Genomic DNA, 26179 nt, shown 5'->3' with positions numbered 1-26179 from the left:
AAATTATGGGTACATTTGGTAATTGGGGTAGACCAGTTAGTTCAAACGGCAATACAACTGGAGTTGTTGTAGGTGATGGTAAAACAGCAGCTGAGATAGCTAAAGCCCTAAAAGTAGCAAAAGATTCGAAAAAAAGCTTGGCTAAGCTTAGTAAGGATGAGCTTGAAGCCATATTATTCGTACTAGATGTCGCTGGTGTGATTCCTGGCGTTGGTATGGTTGCTGATGGTGCGGCAGGTATCGTTAGAGCATCTACAGGGGATTGGGGCGGCGCTTTTTATAGTTTATTAGGTTTTGTTCCAATTGCAGGCGATTTGTTAAAAGGGTCTGACTTAGCTTTGAAGATTGCAAAGAACCCTAGTTTTTATCTCAATCAATTAAAAAAAGCACAAAAGGCTGTTGAAAAACTAGGAAGTGGGTATGAAAAAGTAGCTACTTTTTTTAAGAATCAATCTAAAAAAATTGAGGACTTTATATATAGCAAAGATACTAAAGGTAAACTGCCTAAGAGAAAGAAAGAAGATAGTGGCTCTAAAAACAAAGATAAAGACCAAAACAATAATAAAAACTGTCCTAAAACCTGTAAGCCTGTCAATCCTATACTAGGTATCAAGATACTACTAGATAATGAAGATATTGATTTTATCTTAACAGGAGACTTACCCTTATTATGGAATCGGCACTATGCCAGTGATAGCCTTGTAGGTCGAGGCGAAACAGATGATCCTGATGGTTGGTTCGGTCAAGGCTGGGCTAATAGCTGGTCAGAACAATTAAACGTCATTCCAGATGCTGACTTGATTGAGTACATTGACAGTAGTGGTAGAGCCATTAACTTCCCTTATATTGCCACTGGCAAAAGCTTCTACCTTCGTAACGATGATATTCGGTTGCATCATGATGTTAATGGACAATACCGCATTACCTCAGGCACCAGTGACACTGGCGATGGTATTCAGTTGCACTTTGGCAGTCCAGTCAGTGAAGACCCTCTATTACCTATCCGTAGACAGCGCCTATATTGCACAGGCCAAAGTGATCACTATGGCAACCGTATTACTTTAGAATATAATACAGACGCCAGTCTCTCTCATCTACCTCGCTATATAAAAGACAGTGCGGGTAGATTATTGCAACTAGACTTCAATTTAATTAAAAATGATGAGGATAAAGGCTTACGCTTACAGCAAGTGGTTCAGCTTACAAGTCTAACAGACGATAAGCTATCTCAGCTCCTACCTGCTTTAGATAGAAAAGTTCAGCAGCAATTACAGCAATCTTATAACACCAGTATTCACACTTTCATCAGCGAAGTTCAGACGCTTATTAAGAATGGCGTGCTGTCTAAGAATTTACTTGTTGCAGATACTCTAGTGACTTATAGCTACAGTAAAGAAGGTGACTTAATTGAAGTTAACCCTTATCTAAATCCAACTCGTCGCTTTGACTATAAAAACCATATTATGATCGCGCATCATATCGACGGCGGCATCAGCAGCTATTATGAGTACGACGACTACCTACCCACAGGCAAAGTGCTCATCAACCGTGTTAGCAATGGTCAGACCTATCATTTTGACTATCAAATAGATCAATCTATAGTTACTGAGGCAAAAGACACTGCAAATGAGCGGCAAACGATTTATCACTTTGATCAAGACAAGCGTTGGACAGGCATTACTGACGCTCTTGGCAACCGCACTAGCTTTGTTTTAGACGACTATAACCGTCCTATACAAATTATTAGTCCAGATGGCAGTATTACCGAAAACCAGTACTCTGGTAATCATCTAACCGCAGTTAAACAACTGATCGACTATGAGGTGATGACTAATTTACCTCTATGGCGGTCTCAAAAGTATTTATACGATAATAATCAATTAACCGAATTACTTGATCCTCTTGGCAATGCAACGCAGCTTACCTATGATGCTGCTGGACAAATTAAAAAAATTACTGATGCTAATGGTAACAGCACACATATAGAGCGTGATGATAAAGGTCGTACCATTAAGCAAATACTTGCCAACGGCAGCAGCTTCAGTTATGAGTATAACCATCAAGGCGAGCTGATAGAACAAACGGACTGTAGTGGTAATCCTACCTATTATAAGTACGATAACCTAGGACGTGTCATTATTGTCACTGATGCACAAGACCAGCAAACCACACTCACCTATGACCAGAAAACCGATAGCGCCACTAACAGTAATGGTATTCAGCACACCCAAGCGCCTACCCATATTCGCTACCCTGATGGCAGTAGCGAGCGCTTTGTCTATGACGCCTTAAATCGTCTGCTCAAGCATACGGACGCCAAAGACCAATCCACCGAGTACCAGTATACTGATGACAGCCTACCCATACAGCGCATAGACGCGCTAGGGCACACGCTTGACTACGACTATGACAATCTACGCCGTCTGATTAAACTCACCAATGAGAACGGTGAAGCGTGGACATTTGAATATGATAAAGCAGATAATCTCATCAGCGAGACGCGCTTTGATGGTTATATCAGTCACTACGAGTATGACAAAGCAGGGCAACTGGTACACCAAACCGACAACTCACAAGCCAAACGCGAAGAGCAAAAGCACACCTACCTGCAACGTGACCTGCTCGGACAGCTGACGTATAAGCACAGCCTAGATATCGTTAAGCCTAACAGCAACGTAAGCAATCAAAGCCAACAGCGTCATCACAAGACCCAGTATCAGTACGATATTGCAGGACAGCTCATCCGAGCGACCAGCCCTGATGCCAGTACCCATCTGGCGTATGACGACATCGGGCAGCTGATTAGCGAGCGCTTAACCCGTCATCATAAAAACAATTCTCAAGGTCAATTGACCCAAAACATCGAACAAACCCTAACTCACAGCTATGACGAGATAGGCAACCGCATTGCCACAATACTGCCCGATGGCAAAGTCATCAACCAGCTGTACTATGGCTCAGGGCATTTATACAACCAAAGCGTGCAAGACGGCGACAGCATCACCGAAATACGCCATAGCGAACGCAATGCACTGCATCAAGAAACGACAAGGCAACAAGGCGAGCTGCTATCGAGCTTTGGCTATGACCCCATGGGACGGCTCACCAAGCAATACAGCTCAGATCATAATAAAGGCCGTATCGTCGTACAGCGAGATTATAACTATGACGTGTTAGGACAGCTTACCCATCTATCAGGGCAGACGCAGCTCAATCATAAATCGAAAAATAGTAGCACGGCAAGTAGTCTGTTCCAGCGCAATCATCAGTATCAATACGACAAAGTCGGACGACTGACCGAGCATATGCTCACCGACTTCGCCAAGCAATCAGGCACGACAGAGCGCTTTGCCTTTGATCCTGCGAGTAATCGCGTGCCTGTATCTACAGTTGATAAAGATAACAGCGAAACTAATAACGCTGTAAACAACATCCACAAATCAGGCAGACCGACTAAGCTTATTACCGCTGACAAAATAATTACTTACACCTATGGCATACACGGTCAAGTCCTGTATAAAACAATCACTCCAGCCAAAGACGGTAAACCACTAGCTCAAAGTAGCAACGCGCTAGTGAGTAGTCGCAAGTCCATACAGCACTACTATAATCCCAATAATGAGTTGGTGAAAACTATCACTAATATCGAAGAGGGATTTGAGCTAACCGAAATAACAGCGACTTACTATTACGACGCTTTTGGACGACGCATCGCCAAAACCAGTGACACAAAGGTAAAAACCAAATTCATTAATAGTAAGCATTCAAAAACGGTTAAGTACCACCTTCAACAGCAGAAGACTAAAAATAAGCAAACACACTATCTATGGGATGGTAATAGACAAGCACAGGAATATACTGATACTCATGTGTTTACCACCGTGTATGAGCAAGACAGCTTTGAGCCAGTCGCAAGACTGGTCTGGCTCAAAGATGCGCTATTAAAATCAGCTAATGATGAGATTAAGAACACCGAGCGTGAATCTTGGGAAGATGAACCGACCCTCATCCCAAACATGCAGGTGTATCATTATCACAATGACCATCTAGGTACGCCGAATGAGCTGACCAGTCAAGACGGTGAAGTGGTTTGGTTGGCGGATTACGCGGCATGGGGCAATACTGCTCAAGTCGTCTACAAAGAAGTACAGCTTTATAATGTGATTGTTTCTGCTGATGAATTACAGCCCATAAGATTTCAAGGTCAGAGCTTTGATGTTGAGACAGGACTGCATTACAATAGATTTCGCTACTTTGATCCTGATTTAGGGATGTTTATCAGCCGTGATCCTATAGGTCTTTTAGGAGGCTTCAACATTTTCTCTTATGCACCTAATCCAGTTATGTGGGTAGACCCTTCTGGATTAGCGGTCTATCATACAAACTGGAGTAAAGCTTATAACTCTAGTAAAGGTGTTCCAACAAATTATCAAGTCCATCATATAATACCCCAAGCTGTAGCAAGTGAGGCAAAGAAACTGTGTGCAAGCTTTGACGTTCATAATAAAGATAATCTTATTGCTTTACGTAACAGTAAAAATGTTAATTTAGTTACAAAAAACGGTTATGGTGCAACCATACATTCTGGTCAACATCGTGGATATAACTTAGCAGTTACAAATTTGTTAAAAGGCGCACAAAGAATAAATATTCCTGGACTTAATGCATGTATGAAATTAAAGGCTGTTCAAAAGATGCTACGTAGTCAACTTGTAAAAGGAGACATTCCATTAAATAACTCAGGCTATGACCCCAATACTTTCAGCACGGGTGATATTCAAAAAGCATTTACTGAAGCGATAAAAAGTTCAATACGAAATCAACAATAAGGATATTTAGTTATGAAAAAGTGGAACGACATACTTGAGTCAGCGCAAGAATTTGTCGATTTTTTAGAAAGAGATACATTCTTTGATAAGCCTTTTGTTAATACTATAAATGCATTAGTAATCAGTGATCCCCTGTTAGGTTTTAAATATGCTAATCAAGATGATGAAGTGCAAAGCTTTCCAGCTTGGGAGTCAATTAGCCGAGGAGAGTATTCATTTCCAGATTCTTTTGAGTTATATGGTTATGTAGGTCATCAACTTCTGAAGAATAACTTTTTCAACATTCAAAGCAAGAACTTTAGTGGATTTAATGAGCTTTGGGATAGTACTATGGCAGAGCTAATAACTGATGATATGTATTATATATTCCAATGTTACGCTAATAATTATTTTCCACCTTTATGGAAAGATATTCTTACTGCTTATTTAAACAATGGACTACCTTGTGGCTGGTCTGATTTTCCACCTAAAGGTAAGCTAGTCGTTTTTTCTAATGAGCTGTTAGAGCCATAGCTATTTATTTTGGTAAAAAAGAGGGTTAGCTGGGCATTTTGCTCAGCTTTTTTACACCTGAATAAAGACCACCTATCACTACGACAATTTTGGCAGACGCATTGCCAAACAAACCCAGACGAAAGACAAAACCAAGTTTGTAAACAGACAATCGACCAAGATTATCACGTTCCCTGTACAACAGCAGAAAACCCAACATAAACAAATACACTATCTATGGGATGGCAATAGACAAGCACAGGAATATACTGACACCCATGTTTTCACTACCATCTATGAACAAAACAGCTTTGAGCCTATAGCTAGACTGGTATGGTTAAGAGATGGACTGACCCTAGCGGCAAATGATGAAGGCTGGTATGGCAATAATAAACCTGAGCCACCGTCCGCTATTCAAATCTATCATTATCACAATGATCATCTAGGTACACCAAATGAGCTGACTGACCAGAAAGGTGAAGTTATTTGGCTGGCGGATTATGAGGCGTGGGGTAATACCGCTAAAGTGGTATGGCGAGAGGAGAAGCTTGAGCAATTACAAGTATCTGCTGATGAGCTACAGCCTATTCGTTTTCAAGGTCAGAGTTTTGATACGGAAACAGGATTGCACTACAATCGGTTTAGATATTTTGATCCTGATTTAGGGATGTTTATCAGCCGTGATCCTATTGGACTCATGGGCGGCTCAAACGTCTTCCAGTATGCGACGAATCCTACGGGGTGGATCGATCCTTTAGGTTTAAAGAACTATAGAGACAAATTTTGGGATAGAGCAGGTGGTGCAGATAGAAGTAAATATCAAGTTCATCATATGTTTCCCCAAGATCTTTATAGCGATAATAAGCCAAAGACTAAAAAGATACTAAACTGTCATGGCATGGGTAAAGACGACTTAAATAACTTAATAGGTTTACCTAGAAATGAAAATGATAATCCAAGAAAAGGTAGTCCTTGGTTTGGCGCTTCAAAACACAACTCAAGTCACAGAGCATACTCTGATGCGTTAGAGGCTGCTATTATAAGAATAGGAGCAAAAGGCAGCTGCGTACAACAAAAAGCTAAACTTGTACTATTACAAAAAACATTAAGACGAATGCTCAATAATGGACAAGCCATTATGAGTAAACAAGGTGCAAGTACCACACAGTGGGAAAATATATTTAAAGGATACTAACTATGAATAATTTTAATTATAGAGATGTTTATTTAAACTATCTAAAAGTCTTTGAATGTATTATAAAATCAAATAACTTCTTGAGACCTAACAACACTTTGCCTTCGGATAAATTTCATATTATAAATGATTATCAAAAAGCTGATACTTTATACACTATGGAGTATCCTTTAGAAGAGCTAGGAGAGAAAGAAGGCAGTAAATACGATATTTATGCTGACTTAATGAACGAAAGGATTGATCTGCACTATGGTTTTTTCGATACTTTCACAGATACAGATTATCTAAATCATTTAGACTTTAAAGGCAAGTTTTTAGAAAAATTTTTCGATATAGTTGTAGCGGCTGAACAAAAAAACTCAAATTTTCCTGAAGAATTTACAGATTTCGTTCTGAATCACATTTTATCCTATATATCTTATCTGACATTTTCCAATACTGCTGATAAATTGCTAGATTTAGAGATTGAGGCATACACCAACGGAGCCATGCCATGCGGTTGGTACGGCAAATATCCTAAGGGAAAGCTTGCGGTCTATGTTCCTTTAGCTGAGTAAAAACTGCTATCTCAACTCAAATAAGTTAATCTATAGTCAAGCCCACCTAAAAGTGTTATAAACTAATTATCAAATACAATTGTTATTATAAAGACCATGACTTACTCACTAGATTTTCGCAAACAAGTTCTTAAAAGTATAAATGACGGTATGACCTTTGCCGAGGTGGCTGAGTTTTACAATCTGAGTCCAACCACGATACAGAATTGGAAGAGACGTATTCATAGTAAAACAACCAGACAAACTAAACCGTATAAAATACCAGATGACGTGCTACTTAATGATGTCAAAGAACATCCTGATGATTACCAGTATGAGCGAGCACGTCGTCTAAACTGTAGTAAAACAGGCATTTATCATGCTCTAAAGCGTCTTGGCATCAGTCAAAAAAAAGACTTTGGAACATCCAAAAGCATGTCCAGTAAAAAGAGCGATATATCTAAGTAAGCTTAATAACTTTATACAACAAGGCTATCCCATCGTCTATATGGATGAAAGCGGCTTTGAGCACGAGACTATTCGCTCTCATGGCTATGCACCAATTGGTAAACCCTGTATCGATAGCTACAACTGGCAAGGTAAAAAGCGAACCAACGTCATCGGTGCTCTGTATGAAAAGATGCTGTTTGCGCTTGATTACTTTGAACAGAATATCAACAGCAATATATTTTATGACTGGTGCAAGTTCACGCTTATTCCAAGTCTCAAGACTAAATGCGTGATTGTCATGGATAATGCTCAGTTTCATAAAAATAAACGTATTCAGAGATTACTGAATAGACATGGTCATCGTATTCTATGGCTACCACCCTACAGTCCTGATTTAAATCCTATCGAGAAAAAGTGGGCACAGGCTAAGTTTCTACGACAAGGGTGGATGGAGAATAATTTACCTAAACTCTTTCATGATATGGGTTGTATCTCTTTTATTCTGGATTGACTATATGCGACACCAACTGACGTTTTAAAATATTGTTTATAATATAGTCCTGACTATGTGCTTGCATTTATACTCTTATGCGACCATTATATAGTTAAATACTAAATCTATTCAAAAACTCGATCTGTGGATGTCATTGTACGCCCATGGATTTTTTGTCCCTAAGGTAAAGGAGCGAATCATGGTCAGCGCGATATCTGTTGCCAATGAATTAATTCGTTTGGGTAAGCAGGACAACAATTACTTCACACCAATGCAGTTGCTGAAACTTGTGTATATTGCACATGGCTGGATGTTTGGTTTTTTTAGCAAACCTTTAATTAATGATAGTATTGAAGCGTGGAAGTATGGACCAGTCATTCCAGAGTTGTATCATAAAGTAAAAGCATATGGTGGTAATCAGATTCCACAAGAAATAAATTCTTTATTTTCTTTTAATAATGAACAGTTAAATGAAGAAGAAAAAAGTGTTGTGAATTTCGTGTATCGGAAATATGGTAATCTTAGTGGTGTTAAGCTATCTATGATAACGCACCAGAATGATACTCCATGGTCACGTATATTCAGTCTTGACGGTCGAGGAGATATCATACCTAATGATTTAATTCGTCAACACTATGCTGAGCTAAGCTCTAAGGTATTAGCGGAGAATGGATGAGCCAAGTCAGCTTGGAATACCAAGAGTAACTATTCAACAAATTGATAATCTAGCCAATGGCACTAAGACACTCGATGAACTAGGATTGAATAATGAATTTAATGGTAGTGACTCTTCTCTAGCTTTAAAAGAGAGAACACTTTTCGATGAAAAGCAGCTTGAACTAGCTGGTAAAAACAACGATCATGACCGAGATGAAGATTGGAAGTATCTATTTGATAGAGGTTTCAAGTTTTTATTTATAATAGCTTGTGTTCTCTTTGCTATTATGATGGTTTCATTAGTAGGTTATTGGATTCTACCTGACCAATGGCAGTGGCTATCATATGATCAAGCAACCAAGATTGAAGCAGTTGTGATTGCAGTTATTGTTTCTAAGGCAGTAACAGTTAAACAGAACAAAATTAAATAAGCAGCTTTCCATTGTGTTGCGCTTTCTATTATCTCTGGATTCAGACGTAGTAAGACAATGTTTAAATAAGTTTTCTAATGTTATCAAAGCTGTTCATACCACAAATCATTTACTCAGCTAGCTTTTTAAGGTCTGATTGTTTAGTCATGGCTTATTCTCCAGTTAGTAGGATTATAAGCAATTACACAGTTTTTAGGAAAGGCTCGCCAGTCAATACAAATGGAATGCCTGATTATAATTATATAGAGGAATTTATTAAATCTGTTAGCTATATAGAATTACTATAATTTAGAAAGCCGCCATACTTAGGTGGCTTTCTTTAGGTTGAATATGACAAATTAAATTGAATGATTTTGGTCGCGTATAGCCTTTATTCACCCCGTAGACGCATGAGGTTAAAATCTGGCTTTTAATACGAACTTGACTTCATGTTAGGCAACAAAGTGCTAGTAGTAACCTCACCCTAACGCAACGCCTCACATGCAATACCATCTTTATCGCGGTCTAAGCGCGTATATCCTGCTTTTTTTGCGTTACTCAAAGCATTCGGCTTCCGCTTGGCTACCAAAGTCAGCGCATACCACACCTCCTGCATTTGCTGTGATAGCAGTAAGCAACATAATAGATGAGACTACAAAAACAATAATATTTCTCATAAGTTAATCCTTTAAGGTTAATTGTTTTTAAATCTAACCCTTACTGTCAAACCAGATCAGGACGTATACTCCAAACAACTACCTATTAATAGCTTTTACTTTAGACGCCATTATCAAGCCTATCTTGGTACTCATCACACACCCTCAAACCCGCTTTAATAGCATCACTAAGGTCAGCACCCTCTTTGACACTGTAGGGCACGTTTGGGCGCATATTAGCTTGATTAAGAGCATCTACGGATGACTTGTTAAGCGGCGTACCGATATAAGATTCATCGGTAAAGCCCTCTGGTGCAAAATATACTTCACGCCCAAATTTTGGATGAGAAGTGCAGGATATCTCGCCATAAGGCACAGTGAATGGATAAGGTGTTGCATACTCAGTAGGCCATAGTGCTTCGTTTACGCCGATGTAACCTGCACCGTAGTATTCGTCGTATTCTGGTTCGACAGGCGTACAAGCTGTTGTCAACAATAAGGTAAGTCCTGCTATTAATTTACTCATCCTCATCTTTATCCTTATTCAAAACCCCTTTCTCCAGATTATCTATAGCTGTTTTAACCCAATTAACATCCTCACCATTGGTATGTTTAAAGTATTGGATGATGCCAAACTCAGATATTGCGGCTATATCGGACAGACGACCATTACCCCTAAATAACCGACCTACAACTTGTCTTATAACATCCTCTGTAAAACCATCTTGATCTATTACTTTTATAACAAGACCGCTAGTTTGACTGCCCTCTTTCTTGCAATCGAATAGATAAAAAACTCCAAGATTAGTAATCAGGCGCATGACGAACACTACCCTTACTTGAAAGTCATTTTTTTTACTGCGCATACCACGCACTGTCTCACCAATAAATATAGGATCGTAAGCAACATTTACACAGTCTATGATTACAGGAGCGTAGCGCAAAGTAACTTTAAGGTCTTGAGCATAGCGTAAAAGACGTTCAAAATTATTCTTTATAGAGTGAATCGCGCCACTATCCACTAAAGCTTCAAATCTACCAATGTCACCATTAGCATTACCATCCTCCCCATCAGCATAAGCGTCAGGCTTGTTCTGCGGCAACCATATAACCTTTGATTTACAGCTATCTACAGCCTCATCTAAGGTCAAATTTGCGCCCTTGACAAGCTCTCTTATCTTGCCTATGAGTTCTATCCTATGCCTGACTACAGCTGTGGTTATATTATTAGCATCTCTTTCAGCCTCTAGTAAGATCTCATCAGACTCAACGGTGTTATAGATCGGTCTAATTCTGGATGTTTGAGGTTTGATGCCATCGCCGTATGTAGCAGAATTAGGCTTGTCTATCCTATATTCTATGGCATCTCCTTGCGGCATAGACATACCTAATATTTCAGTACAAAGCAGAGTCTGATCGTCAATTCTCAAACCTGCTATTTTAATTTGAATGTCCTGCTTGTGATAAGGTTCGACCTTTAAGGAATAGTACTGCTTGTCATTAGCGAGCATTCTTTTATTGAGGTTCCAAACCAACCCTTTAGTATAAGAGTTTGTTTTTAAGTAGTATAAAAATACAGCGTCGGCAATTACGCATCGATCAGGAATAGTAATTAGATCACCATATCCATCATTTAGATTAAGTCTCTCTTCGACCTCCTGTTTATGCCAGCTAATAAGAACTTTATTAATCTCTTTTGATACCCCATAGTGCGCAACAAAGAACAAGACCGATGGGATGATTATTTTAACAGTATCTGTATGTACGACGATGTTGGAATTAGAGTCTGTTTTGATGTCATCAACTGGATAGCTATCAGGCTTGAGAATATACTCGCCCTTATCCTTTGAGATGCCATAATGGTTAGTATAGGTAAGGTTTGGGCGCTTGTATTTCTTATTGTCATAAGCATCTAGCTTGGTATATAAAGTTTCAAATTCGTACTTTTCTTCGCACTTCCCCTCTACCCAAATAGATCCTATGGGTAATTTCAAAATTGATTTAATTGATACTCCAACTACAACTTGTTTATTGGTAGTAGAGTTTAAAAAGTACACTTGAACCGTTTTGCGTCTACGGTGATAGTATATTTTTCCATACCACAGTACGATGTATTCAGTCTCTGGGTTATAGTAACTTCCTAAACATATCTCAAAGTATCTTTTGATATTTACCATACCCATGTATTTAACTTTTTTGCCGTTAGAATCGAACAATGCATCAAACATAACTCACCCCCAGCATGCTTGATCTAGGTGGCGAGTTAGCTATTTTTTTGAAGGGTGTTTTGAGTGAACAAAGAGAGATAAAGAGGTGTTTTTGACATCTATTCTTGGAATTTGACATTAATTGTTGGAATTGACAGCCACCACCCACCAGTGCCACCGCCGATATGGTGTGATGCACTTGACGAAAGGGCCGTGTACCATAATCATAATCACTGTCTGCCACCGAGTAAGTGCTGGCTACCTCCAGCGCCTCCTCATCACTCAAATCTGGCAAGATGGTCGGCAATCTCGATGCCATCAACGTCTTGCCAGAGCCAGGCGGCCCTGTAAACAGTAACGAATGACCGCCTGCTGCCGCAATCTCTAATGCCCGTCTGGCATGATGCTGGCCTTTGACATCAGCCAAATCTACCTGATAGCCGACATGCCGCTGCACGGTGCTGGGCGTGACAATGGGCAAACACTGAGAGGTCGCGTTTGGGTCAGTCAGTGACTGTAAGTGCTCACACACAGCCTGTAAGCTTTCGGCGGCCAATACATCTATACCCTCGACGCGGCTGGCCTCAGCACCATTGTCCATGGGCACGATCAACTGCGGTAGTTTTTGCGCGCAGCCTTTTGGGTCAGCTGTCGTGGTCATTTGCCCTAACCGCGCCGTCACCCCCTCTGCTTTTATCGCCCGTGCTACTGCCAGACTGCCGCTGACTTGGCGTAGCTCGCCGTTTAGCGCCAGCTCGCCGATAAACTCAAACGCGGACAAACCCTCAGGCTCGAGCTGACCACTCGCCGCTAAGATACCAATCGCAATCGGCAAATCCAGCCGCGCGCCATCTTTTGGCAGGTCCGCTGGTGCTAAGTTGATGGTCAAACGACGATTGGGAAACTGAAAGCCCGAGTTTAAGATGGCGGAGCGTACGCGATCCTTACTCTCACGGACGGCCGCTTCTGGCAAACCCACAATGGTGAGTGCAGGCAAGCCTTGCGATAAATGTACCTCAATGATGACCTTGGGGGCGTGCAGCCCGACGACTGAGCGGGTATAGACTTGGGCGAACGACATCAGTACTTCCTAATATAGGGAATCAATCGATAATAAAACATTATTTATCAGTGCGCAAATGTCGTGTTTCACTCTCTTCATCTTCGGTTTTAATATCACTTAATACTGATGCATTAAACAAGGCGTAAGCGCTAGCATCACGCTTCTATATTGTTATATGATGAGTAGATGCGTCTTAATCTCAACCCTAGTCTTAAACGCATGAGCAATAAAAGGATGTTATTGCCTCATAAAGCTGATTGAGTCGAGCTTTATGTACCACGCTTTTTTTAACCAACCAAGGATGGATAAGTTATGAGCATCAATGCGCTTAATCGGCGTGTGCCGACCCTTACGCTACTGACAGTGGCCGTCTCCTTAGCCCTATTCGGTTGTTCGGATAGTGACAACAGTTTTAATAACGATGATACCGCCCAGCCCACGACCACCTACGAGGTGGACATCCAGCGCACCGAGTTTGGCATCCCGCATATCACCGCAAAAGATTATAAAAGCCTAGGATACGGCGTTGGTTATGCCTTTGCCGAAGACAATATCTGCTCGCTGGCCCGCGAAATCGTTATCGCTCGTGGTCAGAGTATGCTCTATCTAGGCGAGGACGGTGATGTCACCAGTGATGTGTTTTATACCTGGTACAACTCGCCCGCCAAACGCCAGCAGTTTTTGGCCGCCCAACAGCCAGAAGTACTTGATGCCGTAGCAGGCTATGCGGCAGGCTATAGCCGCTACTTGCGCGATACAGGGGTGGACAACATCGACCCTGAGTGTGCAGGTGCGCCATGGGTACAAGAAATCGATACCGATGACTTGCTCGCGCTTTATGGCAAGGCCAACTTGCGCGGCGGGCTTGCCAATTTTGTTGCGCCCATCGTCGCAGCAGCTCCGCCTGCAATAGATACTGCTATGACGAGCCGTAGGCTGCCTACCAGCTCAGGTGCGGCATCAGAGACATCGCTATACTCCTCTTCATCTTCATCTTCATCTTCATCTTCATCTTCATCGGCCTCAGCATCAGAGCTGGCGGCGGGCTTTGATTTTGATATGACCACCATCAATGTGATGGATGGCGGCAGTAATGCTTATGCCTTGGGCAGTGAGGTCACCGGCACCCAGCGCGGCATCCTCTATGGCAATCCGCACGAGCCTTGGGATGGCGTACAGCGTTTTTATCAATTTCATCTCACCTTGCCAGGCGAGCTAGACGTCATGGGCGCCGCTCAGCAAGGTCAGCCATTTCCCAATATTGGGTTTAATAAAGACGTCGCTTGGAGCCATACCGTCTCTACTGCCAAACGCTTTACGCTCTATCAGCTTAACCTAGTTGATGGCAATCCGATGAAATATACCTATGAAAGTACTGAAGGCACTGTTGAGGAGCGCGACATCAAAAAAGTCGATGTGACAATCCAGCTGCCTGACAACGGCAGCCTGACTCAGCCCATCTATCTGTCGCACTATGGCCCGATGCTCGCGGTCAACACCGTCAACGGTCTCCTGCCAGCATGGGGCAGTAACAATCTGGCCTTTACCATTCGTGATGCTGCCTCAGAAAACCCACGCTCACTTAATCAATGGCTTAGTATGAATAAAGCCGATAGCGTCGAAGATTTAAAAGAGCGTATGCAAGACACCGTCGGGCTTGGGTTTGTCAATACCATCGCTGCGGATAGACATGGCAAAGCCTTGTACGCTGATATCTCAACCGTCCCTCATGTGACCGCAGACAAGCTAAAGAGCTGCATCGCAGGACAGCCGTTTTTGCAAGGCATTGTCAGTTTTGATTTACCCGCGCTCAATGGTAGTAAGGCCGCTTGTGAATGGGGCAATGATGCAGATTCGCCGCAAGCTGGGATTTTTGGCGCATCAAACCTACCTTTTTTGATACGTGATGATTATGTGGCCAACTCCAATGACAGCTATTGGTTTAGCAATCCAAACCAGCCTTTGACTGATTTTTCACCACTACTGCGTCGGCGCTTAGCCCCCTTTATCTCGGCCAATCCACCAGATGGCGTACCATTATTGATGCGCACGCGTATGGGTTTTCAGCAAATATTTGACCGTTTGGACAACTCAGATGGGTTAGGCGGCGACACCTTTACTCTAGAAAACCTCCAACAAGTGGTCTATGGCAACCGCAGTTATGTCGCGGAGCTAGTGCTTGACGATGTCCTCGCTGACTGCGTCGCCAATCCGGTGCTGACGTTATCGAGCGGTGGCAGTATCGACGCGACCCAAGCCTGCACAGTGCTGAGCAATTGGGACCGCCGTAATAACTTAGGCAGTAGGGGCGCTCATGTCTTTAGAGAGTTTTGGCGCAATGTCGACTTTACCGAAACCACTGATGATGCCTTTGCTGTGCCGTTTGATGAGTCTGACCCTATCAACACACCGCGCGATCTTAAAATCACAGCGGGCACCCGTACCGCCTTGGCAGATGCGATTGCCTATTTTCAAAACAATGGCGTGGCGCTCGATGCCACATTGGGCGAACTACAATACACCCTTGATGCCAGCAAAAACAACGAGCGTATTCCGATGCATGGCGGCCAAGGACGTGAAGGCGTCTTTAACGTAGCGCGCGGCCCAGCACCAAACGCCGATGCCAGCGAGTATGCCTTTATCAATAACGGCCCGACATATATGCAAGCGGTGACGTTTGATGACAAAGGCCCTGTGGTCAACGCCTTACTGGCGTATTCGCAATCCGCGGATAGCACACGCCCTTATCACCGTGACCAGACGCGGCGTTACGCTGCAAAAGACTGGATTCGCCTGCCGTTTAGTGCCGGTGAGATTGCAACTCAAGCGGTGGGCGATACGCTGCAATTAACCGAGTAAGACTGACTGTTATTTAACCTTATCAAAAGACCTCAGATCACCGCTGAGGTCTTTTTCCTGCTGAACGCGCCGTTTCAAGAGCGTAGCAATTCTAAGCCTTTATACCCCAGCTATCACTTCTCCACATCCCAGTCCTTACCCCACTACTATAAGTCGTCTCCCCACTACTGGTAGGGATTTGTTATACTAGCGGCAGTAAATCAGTCATCTCTATACAACCAAAAGCGATACCCAAAACCGCAGCCTGTATGGTCAACCCGAGGAATGCCATATGACAGAATACTCACAACCAGATACTCAGCAGCCCTACAACCGCGCTGACGAGCAGCCGACGACCACGCGCCCTGTCATGCAGCCTGACAACCCATATGCCAGTACGCGCGGCAGTATCACCAGCAAACAGCTGCCAGCGTTTGATGAAACGATGATCCAAAAATACAATCGCTCAGGGCCACGCTATACCTCTTATCCGACAGCGCTGGAGTTTACCCCGATAGCAGTAGAGTTAGAGACCAAAATTCTAAAAAATCGCGAAGCGCGGGCGCCGCTGTCTTTGTATTTTCACATTCCGTTTTGTCGCCACCTTTGCTATTACTGCGCTTGCAATAAAATCATCACCAAAAAAAACAGCGACTCAGGCGACTATCTACAGTACTTAATCAAAGAGGTTACGCACAAGCGCCGCTTGTTGTCGGCGCCAGAGGGCAGTAGCAAGCCTGTCGTCAAGCAGCTACATCTAGGCGGCGGTACGCCAACTTTTTTGCGTGATGAAGAGATGGTTCAGCTCTGGCAGTTTTTACAGACGCAGTTTGAGTTTTTGAGTGATGATGAAGGCGACTACTCTATCGAGATTGATCCGCGTGAGCTGAGCGGCAACACCCTCAAGGTCCTACGCGATCTGGGCTTTAACCGCATCAGCTTAGGGGTACAAGACTTAGACGAGAGCGTCCAAATCGCCGTCAACCGCGTACACTCAGCAGAGTTGATCGAAAACGTACTTACTGAAGCACGCGAATTGGGTTTTCATTCTATCAATATCGATCTGATCTACGGTCTGCCGCATCAAACGCCTGAGACATTGGAGCAAACCGTACGCCGCATCATCGAGATGGCGCCCGATCGGCTGTCGGTGTTTAACTACGCGCATCTGCCAGAGCGCTTTAAAGCCCAGCGTCAAATCAAAGAAGCGGATTTACCGAGCCCTGCAGCCAAACTGACCATGCTGGGCAATACCATTAACACGCTCACCGAGACAGGCTATCAATACATCGGCATCGACCACTTTGCCAAGCCCGATGACGAGCTGGCTGTGGCACAGCGCGAGGGTAAATTGCATCGCAATTTTCAGGGCTATACCATCATGGGCGACTGTGATTTGCTCGGCTTTGGGGTCTCATCGATCAGTCAAATCGCCAATGCCAATAGCCGCTATATCTTACAAAACGATACCGACCTGCAAGCTTATCAAGCCACCATCGATGCCGCGCAGCACAATCTGGCCATCATGCCTGCGGTCAAAGTGATCAAAACCTCTATCAAAGATCGCTTGCGCGAGTATGTGATCATGAATCTGCTGTGTCACGACTACATCGACTTTAAAGACGTCAATCAAAAATTTGGTATCGATGCCATCACCTATTTTATTGATGAGATTGCGCAGTTAGGCGCGATGCAAGAGGACAGACTGATCGATATGGATGCCGCTGGTATCCGTGTGCTGCCAAAAGGTCGTCTACTCGCTCGCAACGTCGCCATGGTGTTTGATGAATATTTGGACAAAAAGCACAAAAACCGCTTTTCTAAAGTGATTTAACGTACTTCAAAAAATACTTTATGCACAAAAAAGACCTCGTTTTGAGGTCTTTTGTTATGTCAATATGAGCGCTCAACCGTAGCGTTATTACACCTTGAACTTATCACCGACCATACCTTTGACCGTGCTCAAGATGTCGGCAGGCAGTACCACCATTTTTGAGTTATCAGACTCTGCAAGCTGACGTATCGACTTGATGTATTGCTCGCCTAGCAGATAAACAATCGGCATCTCTTCATCGCCCATCGCAGCGGTAATCAGACGAATGGACTCCTCAGAGCCTTTGGCCAGCACCACTTGCGCTTCAGCATCACGACGGGAGGCTTCTAGGCGGCCATCTGCTTCTAAGATAGCGGCTTGTTTTTGTCCATCGGCACGCGTCACTGTCGCACGGCGCAGACGCTCTGCTGCGGCCTGCTCTTCCATTGACGCTTGCATCGTATCTGAGGGGTTGATATCTTGAATCTCGACTGTTTTGAGTGTGATTCCCCAATCAGCGATGTCTTCTGAGATGGCATGCTTGAGCTTGGTTTTAATTTCCTCACGACTAGATAGTGCGTTATCCAAATCCATCTCACCGATGATCGAGCGCAGGGAAGTCTGTACCAGATTACGGATACCATACTCATAATCTTCGATACCATAGACCGCCTTATCGGGGCGGACGATATTGATATAAGCCACCGCGTTGGCGATGATTACCACGTTATCACGGGTGATGACTTCTTGCGATGGAATATCGAGTACGATGTCTTTGGTGGTGACTTTATACGCGACATCATCGACATAAGGGATAATCAGATTGAGCCCAGGCTCTAGCGTTTGGCTATATTTACCCAGTCGCTGTACCACCCACTTATAACCTTGCGGTACGATACGCACCCCTTTAAACACGGTAAAGACTACCAGCGCAATCAACACCACCATCACAATGCTAAAGCTTTCCATAACTCATCCCTATAATTGATAATTGTATTTGACTGGCAGTCAAACTTGCCTATTTTTTTGGCTCAGCGTAGGCGACTGCATACTTCTGACGATCAGCTCATTGCCCACGATATCTGTCACCACCACCCGCTCACCAACTGCAACCTCCTCTCCTGTGGTGCGGCACATCCACTCTGCCGCGCCAACGATAGGGACACTAAAGCGCACGATACCTGCGCGCTCGGGCTGCGGTGATAGCACAATCATTCCTGTCTCACCTACGATCACACCACCGCCCAATCCAGCTTTGGTACGGTCCACTGATAAAGGCTTGATAAACTTAAACCATGCGATTAAAAACACTGCCGACAGCACCAACCAAATGATAACTTGCACAAAAAGAGAAATCGGCAAGAGCCAAGCCAATGCTGCGACGATAATGGCCGCGGCACCAAACCACAGGCTGGCGAATGTCGGCACAAACATCTCAACAATCAGCAACAAAAAGCCCAGTACCAACCAATGCCAAGGCTCAATCATCAAAAACATCTCCATCATTGCCACCCACCCTGTCTGAATCATCCTAGCTTGCTATCCTAGCTTTCAATGTAGCATACTTTGAGCGTTTATAACCTCTTAAAAATCATCAATATACACCACTCATAACACAGCGCCCATACCTTAGATGAAATCAAAAAGCGCCGAATAATCTTTGCCATATAAAAAAACGACCGCCAAAGCGATCGTTTTTTGTCTGATATATAAATATAAATTGTAATCAATCAATGTCTTAGAACTTCAGCTGAGCGCCAACAGTCATTAGATCAGCATCACTGCCCAACTTGTCGTATTCAGCTTCAACGCTAAAGTTAGGATTTACTGAATAACCAAGACCAACACCGCCAGCTAGGCTCGTATCACTGTCCGAATACGTCTCGGTTCTGATTTCAGTATCGCCGATACTGCGCGTATAGTCCCCTTCTATCTCAGTTTTTGCCACACCTAATTTACCTTTGGCGTATAGACCTGTATTTGGGAACTGATAGCGGTAAGTACCATAAGCGCCATAAGATTTAGCATCAATATCACCACCGCGATAATCTGCATCATCTGAGCCGACGTACTCAGCTTCGATACCAAAGTTAGGATCAAAGTTATAACCCCCGTAGATACCATAAGCCGTTGGATCATCAGCACCATTGACGTCTAGGTCAAATTGACCGACTTTGGCACCGACGTAAGCTTGACCGGTGTAACCATTACCGTAAGTGACGGCTGCTTGCGCGCCTACGGTGAGTAATGAACCTGCGGCTAAAGCCAATAGTGTCTTTTGTAAAGTTTTCATAATATTCCCCTAAGATAGTGTAGTTCGTCAATCTTATATAGAGTATTGGTTTGAGAAACGAGATAGACAACTGTCGTTTCTCAATGACTGCATAACTATTTATGACTGTATTGTATAACTGTGTTTCTCTTATAAATTCCTAATCCGGTAGACTTTTAGTCATCTCATCATCGATTTAGAATTTTAAATGGGCGCCCACTGTTAATAGCTTGGCATCGACGTCGCTATCCATCATGGCGTACTCGGCTTCAACCCCAAAGTTTGGGTTCACTGAATAACCAAGGCCCACGCCACCTGCGATACCAGTATCACTGGTTGAGTTTGACACTTTTAATGGACCAACCGTGTAGTCGCCTTCAACCTCAGTTTTGGCTACCCCTAGTTTACCTTTGGCGTATAAACCCGTATTTGGAAACTGATAGCGAGCCGTACCATAAGCACCATACGTTTTGGCATCTAGGTCACCATTTCTGTAGTCAGCATCGTCTGAGCCAACATATTCTGCTTCGATACCGAAGTTTTGGTCAAAGTTATAACCACCGTATATACCGTAAGCTGTTGGGTCATCAGCATTGTCGATATCTAAGTCAAACTGACCGACTTTTACACCCACATAAGGTTGGCCTGTGTAGCCGTTACTATAAGTCGTCGCAGCTTGAGCACTGACTGTCAATAATGAACCAGTAGCTAGCGCAAGTAGGGTTTTTTGTAGAGTATTCATGATAAGCTCCTTAAAATTATGACAAACAAGTTATCTATTTATATAGGCTTTTGGCCTTATCGCCTTGTTTGCTAACGATGAATATATAGTAACAAACTATTTCAAACTCTCTGTCAGTGTTTGATGGTGTGAGAGTTAAGTTTTGCAAGTATTTATCAGCGCGTGGGTTACAAAGGCAAAGATATGAAATCTTTTGTTACAACCTCCGTTTTTGTGCAATAATCCCTACTTATTTCATAGAAAGCGAAGGCAGCGTGTGTGTCTGAGCACTAGGTTTTACCGAGCGTATCCTCATATTTCACCCAGTTAGACGATTATCGCTTGAATAAAAGACAGGCCCTAGCCGCAAGGGACAAAGAGACCGAAAAAGGCCAAAAAATCGCTTTGTTTTATCAAAATAACAGGAAAAAATAGATGATGACCCTCAAGGACGAGCTGGAGCAAGCACTACAGACGTTAAAGAAAAATGAGCAGTATCGACAGATACCGACGCTGGCGCATGATGGGCGCTATGTTGTTTATCAAGGCAAACGCTTGCTAAATATCGCCAGTAATGACTATCTGGGTTTGGGCAGCGATGGTAGGCTACAAAGGGCGTTTTTTGAGCAGATGGATCAGCTGGCTGACACGCACTATCCTAAAATGAGTGCCACCTCCTCACGGCTACTCACAGGAAACGATACGCAGTTACAAGCATTAGAGCTTGAGATGCAAGCATGGTATCAAACGGCAGTGTGTCAAGAAGATGCCTCTAATAGTCCTAGCAGTCCTAGCAATCTGAGTAGGCCAAAATCTGTGTTGGTATTTAACAGCGGCTACCATGCCAATATCGGTATTTTGCCTGCGCTGACCGCCTTACCCATCAAAACACTGGTGTTAGCAGATAAACTGGTGCACGCCAGTATCATCGATGGGCTGCGCCTTAGCCAAAACAAAACCGTTGGCTATCGCCGTTATCGTCATAATGACTACGCGCATCTGGCTCGGCTTATCGAGCAAGCTGATGACGATATCAGGCGCATCATTATCGTGACCGAAAGCGTGTTTAGTATGGATGGTGATCGCGCAGACTTACAACAGCTGGTACAAATAAAAGCCCAAGATGCACGCATTGAGCTGTATGTCGACGAGGCTCATGCCATCGGGGTCTTAGGGGAGACAGGGCTTGGGCTGGCAGAGGACACGCAGACACTCGGGCAGATTGATTATTTGGTTGGTACCTTTGGCAAGGCATTTGCTTCCGTTGGCGCTTATATCATGTGCGATGAAACCATCAAGCGCTGGCTGGTCAATCACATGCGCTCACTTATCTTTAGTACCGCATTGCCGCCCATCAACCATGCTTGGACACGTTTTGTGTTGGCCAAAATGCCAAGCTTGACGTCGGCACGGACGCATTTGGCGCTACTGTCTACCGAGCTGAGCGAGGCCATTGCCCTCAAATACTCTACCAGCGCAGCCAGCAGCGCCTATACCTCACCTATCGTCCCTTATATATTAGGCGATAATGCGCGCACACTGGCCAAAGCCCAGCAGCTACAGGCCGCTGGGTTTTATGCACTGCCTATTAGGCCGCCTACCGTGCCTGCCAATAGCGCGCGCATTCGTCTCGTGATGAATGCCAAACTGACCTATGATGACTGTGAGCGGTTAATTCAGCAACTGTAGTTGTCTTAAATATAGGTTGAATCGCTACTGGCGATGACTGACGTACAGGTACCTTACGATCAGGTAAAGACGATGATATGGTTTAGGAAAAATGGCTCGCCGACAGATAGGATGTAATAGCATAGATGACACACTCAGCCGCACTCAAGCTAGATCACAGAAAGCAAACCATCGCGCGCCATTTTGCCAATGCCAGTCGTTATGATGAGCACGCCACTATCCAGCAAAAAATCTGTCACGACTTGCTGGCGACCATCCCCAAAAGAACGCAAGACAGCGTCTTAGAGATTGGCGCAGGTACAGGTCAGATGACCCGCCTATTGGCCGAGCACATTCAAAGCCAGCGCTGGCTGATCAATGAGCTATGCGCCGAGCAAACAGCTACCCTGCAAGGCATTTTGCCGAATGCTCAGATCGTCATCGGCGACGCCGAAACTATCGACTTCAAAGGAGAGCATAGTTTGATTGTCAGCGCCAATGCTGTGCAATGGTTTGATAATCCTCTCAGCTTTGTTGCCCACTCTGCCTCTCGCCTCCAAGCAGGTGGCCAACTGGCCTTTAGCACCTTTACGCCTAATAATTTTTTGCAAATCAAAACCCTGACTGGTCAAGGCCTTCACTATCCTGACATGCAGCAATGGCGCTTGGCATTGCATCACGCTGGGTTTGACAATATTGCGCTATCGACACGGCGCTTTGATGTGACGTTTTCTAGTCCTTATGCGGTACTCAAACATATGAAACTCACTGGGGTATCGACCAATCAAACGCAAAACAAAGCCAGCCCGCGCATGGCTTTCATCTGGAACAAATTGAGCTTACAGCAATTTGAGCGGCGCTACTGGCAGCAGTTTTCGGCGATAGACGAGGCGGGAGACGCTGGTGTCATACTCACTTATGAAGCACTGATTATTAGCGCTCAGCTTATTGAACCAAATATCGATCGTTGATCAAATGAGTAACTGCCATAAAAAAACGCACCTCGAAAGGTGCGTTTTTATGTCACATTAATCAACGGTCAGCTTATCAGCCGTTTTATTTTTTGTCGTCTACTTCTGTAAACTCAGCATCGACAACATCATCGTCGGCTTGGTTGTTACTTGCTGCATCCGCGCCTTGCTGGAACTGGCTTGGATCCATACCTTCTGCGCCTGCACCGCTATCAGCATAGATTTTTTGGCTGATAGGCAAGAAAGCATTGTCTAGCGCTTCAAGTTTGGCTTTGATGTCGTCATGATCATCTTCTTTAGTCGCTGTCTCTAACTCAGAGATTGCCGCTTCTACTGATGATTTTTCTTCTTCAGTGACTTTATCACCCGCTTCTTTTAGCGCTTTTTGTACCGCATGGATACGACCATCTGCTTCGTTACGCACTTGCGCCAGATTTGCAAACTTCTCATCTTCAGCTGCGTTGGCTTCAGCGTCTTGTACCATTTGCTCAACTTCTTCATCCGACAAGCCAGAATCTGCTTTGATCTGGATGCTTTGCGCTTTACCAGTACCTTTGTCAGTCGCTGAGATGTTCATGATACCATCAGCGTTGATATCGAAAGTCACTTCGATTTGTGGCAGACCACGCGGCGCTGGTGGAATATCTGTTAAGTCAAAGCGGCCAAGCAGTTTGTTTTGGTTAGCGATTTTACGCTCGCCTTGATAAACCTGAATGGTTACCGCAGGCTGGTTGTCTTCTGCTGTTGAGAACACTTGTGATTTCTTGGTAGGAATCATGGTGTTTTTCTCGATGATCGGGGTCATCACGCCGCCCATCGTCTCAATACCAAGCGTCAATGGTGTCACATCAAGCAATAAAACGTCAGTTTTGTCGCCAGACAATACCGCACCTTGAATCGCGGCACCCGCTGCTACTGCTTCGTCAGGGTTTACGTCTTTACGTGGCTCTTGACCGAAGAACTCTTGTACTTTTTGTTGTACAAGTGGCATACGCGTCTGACCACCGACCAAGATCACGTCGTTGATGTCGCCGACTTTTAGGCCAGCATCTTCAAGGGCAATCTTACAAGGACCCATGGTACGCTGTACCAGATCTTCGGTTAAGCTCTCAAGCTTAGAGCGGCTGATAGTGATGACCAAGTGCTTAGGACCACTGCTGTCAGCGGTGATGTATGGTAAGTTCACTTCAGTGCTTTGAGCGCTTGATAGCTCGATTTTTGCTTTTTCGGCTGCTTCTTTTAGACGCTGCATCGCAAGTGAGTCACCTTTTAGGTTGACGTCTTGCTCTTTTTTGAATTCATCGACCAAGTAATCAATCAATGCTGAGTCAAAGTCTTCACCGCCAAGGAATGTGTCACCGTTGGTCGCTAGTACTTCAAACTGCTGCTCGCCATCGACGTCAGCGATTTCGATGATTGATACGTCAAATGTACCACCGCCCAAGTCATATACGGCAACTGTGCTATCGCCTTGCTTTTTGTCCATACCATAAGCAAGTGCCGCGGCAGTTGGCTCGTTGATGATACGTTTTACATCAAGACCGGCGATTTTACCGGCGTCTTTGGTGGCTTGACGCTGTGAGTCGTTGAAGTAAGCAGGTACGGTTACGACCGCTTCTGTTACTTTTTCGCCCAAATAGTCTTCTGCCGTTTTTTTCATTTTTTTCAAGATTTCAGCAGAAACCTGTGGTGGCGCTAGTTTTTTACCATTTACTTCTACCCAAGCATCACCGTTATCCGCTTTGGCGATTTTGTATGGCACCATGCCGATGTCTTTTTGTACCACTTTGTCATCAAAACGGCGACCGATCAGACGCTTGATCGCAAACAAAGTGTTTTTTGGGTTGGTGACCGCTTGACGCTTAGCCGATTGACCAACGAGGATTTCTTCGTCTTTATAAGCGACGATAGAAGGTGTGGTACGGGTACCTTCAGCGTTTTCGATGACTTTGACTTTGTCACCTTCCATCACTGCCACACATGAGTTGGTTGTACCCAAGTCAATACCAATTACTTTACCCATAATCAAATGCTCCTAATGTATATTTTAAATATAACTACTTATATCTTCAGACCATAGTCGGTCACTTGTTGCTATATATCGGTTTGCCTGTCGGTTTTTTCAAGGCAATCATCAAGCAAAAATTGTCTTTTGTGTGATTTTTTGTCAAAACCCTTTATATAAGTAAGGTTTAGACGCTTAAAATCAAGTAAAAAATCCTACTGACCCACGCGTACCATCGCTGGGCGTAGTAGGCGACCATTTAGGCTATAGCCTTTTTGTAGCACTGTACCGACCACATCAGCGTCGGCATCGGCATCAATACCCACCGCTTCGTGGACATCCGCGTTGAACTTTTCACCTTGTGGGTCAATCACTTCGATACCGTTTTTGTTGAGGACAGACAGCAGGGCTTTGTGCGTCAGCTGCACGCCTTCGGCAACCGGATCGCTGGCGTCTGCGTTTTCAATCGCACGCTCTAGATTATCGACGACTTCCAATAGCTCTTTGGCAAATTTTTGTAGGGCAAATTTTTTGCTCTTATCAGCTTCTTGCTCCATGCGTTTTTGCGCATTGTAAGCTTCGGCATTGGCACGGGCGGTGGTCTCACGGGCATGCTTGACCTCGCCTTCGAGCTCAGCAATACGTGCTTTGAAAGTGTCGATATCGATTTCGTTGTCGATGGTGACGTTTTCAGCTGAATTGTTTTTTGGATCAAACTCTTGCATGGTTTCTTCTAAAATACTGTCATTATGCTCGACATTGTCGTGCGCCACATTGTGCTCAGGGGATTTGTGGTTATTGTTTTGCTCGCTCATGATAGCTCCTTAGAATTTTAATAATGACGATTGAGGTATGGCACAACAAACCTGCTGGCGGCAAGTCATGCTGTGCTCTTATTAGTCT

At 44.0% G+C, this 26179-nt stretch carries 22 protein-coding genes and 1 pseudogene; 12 read left to right on the top strand and 11 right to left on the bottom strand.

Going from position 1 to position 26179, the window contains the following annotated elements; genetic code table 11:
• Positions 1 to 5 precede the first annotated feature (5 nt).
• From AADH33_RS00215 to AADH33_RS00180, 8 genes are all read left to right on the top strand, one after another.
• Positions 6 to 4829 carry an RHS repeat-associated core domain-containing protein gene (locus tag AADH33_RS00215; RefSeq protein WP_192518614.1) on the top strand — a complete coding sequence of 1608 codons (4824 nt, stop codon included), beginning with the start codon at positions 6 to 8 and terminating at the stop codon, positions 4827 to 4829.
• A gap of 12 nt (positions 4830 to 4841) precedes the next feature.
• Complete coding sequence (locus AADH33_RS00210) at positions 4842 to 5342, top strand: hypothetical protein (RefSeq protein WP_192518622.1); 501 nt, start codon at positions 4842 to 4844, stop codon at positions 5340 to 5342.
• Between the two features lie 61 nt (positions 5343 to 5403).
• Positions 5404 to 6516, top strand: coding sequence for an RHS repeat-associated core domain-containing protein (locus AADH33_RS00205; RefSeq protein ID WP_348549998.1), 1113 nt, complete (start codon positions 5404 to 5406; stop codon positions 6514 to 6516).
• Between the two features lie 2 nt (positions 6517 to 6518).
• Positions 6519 to 7073, top strand: coding sequence for a hypothetical protein (locus AADH33_RS00200; protein ID WP_192518615.1), 555 nt, complete (start codon positions 6519 to 6521; stop codon positions 7071 to 7073).
• A 96-nt stretch (positions 7074 to 7169) separates the two neighbouring features.
• Complete coding sequence (locus AADH33_RS00195) at positions 7170 to 7520, top strand: IS630 transposase-related protein (RefSeq protein WP_192518616.1); 351 nt, start codon at positions 7170 to 7172, stop codon at positions 7518 to 7520.
• Positions 7447 to 8013 carry an IS630 family transposase gene (locus AADH33_RS00190; protein ID WP_348549183.1) on the top strand — a complete coding sequence of 189 codons (567 nt, stop codon included), beginning with the start codon at positions 7447 to 7449 and terminating at the stop codon, positions 8011 to 8013. The genes AADH33_RS00195 and AADH33_RS00190 overlap by 74 nt, the downstream gene beginning before the upstream one ends.
• Before the next feature lie 181 nt (positions 8014 to 8194).
• A complete protein-coding gene (locus tag AADH33_RS00185; protein ID WP_201585317.1) occupies positions 8195 to 8671 on the top strand; it encodes a Panacea domain-containing protein in 477 nt (158 codons plus the stop codon).
• The gene (locus tag AADH33_RS00180; protein ID WP_201585318.1) at positions 8664 to 9083 is read left to right on the top strand and encodes a hypothetical protein; all 420 of its coding nucleotides are present in this window, start codon (positions 8664 to 8666) and stop codon (positions 9081 to 9083) included. Before AADH33_RS00185 ends, AADH33_RS00180 begins: the two co-directional genes overlap by 8 nt.
• Before the next feature lie 463 nt (positions 9084 to 9546).
• On the opposite strand, the gene AADH33_RS00175 is transcribed toward AADH33_RS00180, so the two are convergent.
• From AADH33_RS00175 to AADH33_RS00155, 5 genes and pseudogenes are all read right to left on the bottom strand, one after another.
• The gene (locus AADH33_RS00175; RefSeq protein ID WP_227680057.1) at positions 9547 to 9669 is read right to left on the bottom strand and encodes an excalibur calcium-binding domain-containing protein; all 123 of its coding nucleotides are present in this window, start codon (positions 9667 to 9669) and stop codon (positions 9547 to 9549) included.
• Positions 9617 to 9739: a hypothetical protein gene (locus AADH33_RS00170; RefSeq protein ID WP_263972656.1), complete on the bottom strand. Its 123-nt coding sequence runs from the start codon at positions 9737 to 9739 to the stop codon at positions 9617 to 9619. Before AADH33_RS00170 ends, AADH33_RS00175 begins: the two co-directional genes overlap by 53 nt.
• A 100-nt stretch (positions 9740 to 9839) precedes the next feature.
• Complete coding sequence (locus AADH33_RS00165) at positions 9840 to 10244, bottom strand: hypothetical protein (protein WP_225739089.1); 405 nt, start codon at positions 10242 to 10244, stop codon at positions 9840 to 9842.
• Entirely contained in the window at positions 10237 to 11946 is a 1710-nt protein-coding gene (locus AADH33_RS00160; protein WP_201585319.1) for a hypothetical protein, read from the bottom strand. Before AADH33_RS00160 ends, AADH33_RS00165 begins: the two co-directional genes overlap by 8 nt.
• A gap of 136 nt (positions 11947 to 12082) precedes the next feature.
• A pseudogene (locus AADH33_RS00155) lies at positions 12083 to 13006 on the bottom strand (magnesium chelatase domain-containing protein); the annotation flags it as partial.
• 294 nt (positions 13007 to 13300) lie between these two features.
• Here AADH33_RS00155 and AADH33_RS00150 point away from each other — a divergent pair.
• Together AADH33_RS00150 and hemN are read left to right on the top strand one after the other, a co-directional pair.
• Positions 13301 to 15847 (top strand): penicillin acylase family protein, encoded by a 2547-nt coding sequence (locus AADH33_RS00150; protein ID WP_348549182.1) that lies wholly within the window; start codon positions 13301 to 13303, stop codon positions 15845 to 15847.
• Positions 15848 to 16118: 271 nt separating this feature from the next.
• Entirely contained in the window at positions 16119 to 17660 is a 1542-nt protein-coding gene (hemN, locus tag AADH33_RS00145) for an oxygen-independent coproporphyrinogen III oxidase (RefSeq protein ID WP_348549181.1), read from the top strand.
• A gap of 87 nt (positions 17661 to 17747) precedes the next feature.
• Here the strand turns inward: hemN and AADH33_RS00140 are convergent, their stop codons facing one another.
• The 4 genes from AADH33_RS00140 to AADH33_RS00125 all read right to left on the bottom strand — a co-directional run bounded on the left by AADH33_RS00140 (position 17748) and on the right by AADH33_RS00125 (position 20653).
• Entirely contained in the window at positions 17748 to 18608 is an 861-nt protein-coding gene (locus tag AADH33_RS00140) for an SPFH domain-containing protein (RefSeq protein WP_075101278.1), read from the bottom strand.
• 39 nt (positions 18609 to 18647) lie between these two features.
• Complete coding sequence (locus tag AADH33_RS00135; RefSeq protein ID WP_348549997.1) at positions 18648 to 19145, bottom strand: NfeD family protein; 498 nt, start codon at positions 19143 to 19145, stop codon at positions 18648 to 18650.
• Positions 19146 to 19377: 232 nt separating this feature from the next.
• Positions 19378 to 19932 carry a porin family protein gene (locus AADH33_RS00130; protein ID WP_100748580.1) on the bottom strand — a complete coding sequence of 185 codons (555 nt, stop codon included), beginning with the start codon at positions 19930 to 19932 and terminating at the stop codon, positions 19378 to 19380.
• A gap of 175 nt (positions 19933 to 20107) precedes the next feature.
• Positions 20108 to 20653, bottom strand: coding sequence for a porin family protein (locus AADH33_RS00125; RefSeq protein ID WP_207969947.1), 546 nt, complete (start codon positions 20651 to 20653; stop codon positions 20108 to 20110).
• Positions 20654 to 21070: 417 nt separating this feature from the next.
• Between AADH33_RS00125 and AADH33_RS00120 the strand changes: the two genes are divergently transcribed.
• Together AADH33_RS00120 and AADH33_RS00115 are read left to right on the top strand one after the other, a co-directional pair.
• A complete protein-coding gene (locus tag AADH33_RS00120; RefSeq protein ID WP_348549996.1) occupies positions 21071 to 22321 on the top strand; it encodes an 8-amino-7-oxononanoate synthase in 1251 nt (416 codons plus the stop codon).
• 125 nt (positions 22322 to 22446) lie between these two features.
• On the top strand, positions 22447 to 23271 hold the full coding sequence (locus tag AADH33_RS00115) for a methyltransferase domain-containing protein (protein ID WP_348549180.1): 825 nt from the start codon (positions 22447 to 22449) through the stop codon (positions 23269 to 23271).
• Between the two features lie 85 nt (positions 23272 to 23356).
• Here the strand turns inward: AADH33_RS00115 and dnaK are convergent, their stop codons facing one another.
• Together dnaK and grpE are read right to left on the bottom strand one after the other, a co-directional pair.
• Entirely contained in the window at positions 23357 to 25294 is a 1938-nt protein-coding gene (dnaK, locus tag AADH33_RS00110) for a molecular chaperone DnaK (protein ID WP_100748583.1), read from the bottom strand.
• A gap of 197 nt (positions 25295 to 25491) precedes the next feature.
• A complete protein-coding gene (grpE, locus tag AADH33_RS00105; RefSeq protein WP_100748584.1) occupies positions 25492 to 26091 on the bottom strand; it encodes a nucleotide exchange factor GrpE in 600 nt (199 codons plus the stop codon).
• Positions 26092 to 26179 lie beyond the last annotated feature (88 nt).

Origin of the sequence: Psychrobacter sp. KFRI-CH2-11 (assembly GCF_038239325.1) — a bacterium.
GTDB classification, from domain to species: Bacteria; Pseudomonadota; Gammaproteobacteria; order Pseudomonadales; family Moraxellaceae; genus Psychrobacter; species Psychrobacter celer.
This window is presented reverse-complemented; position numbering and strand designations above follow the sequence as displayed.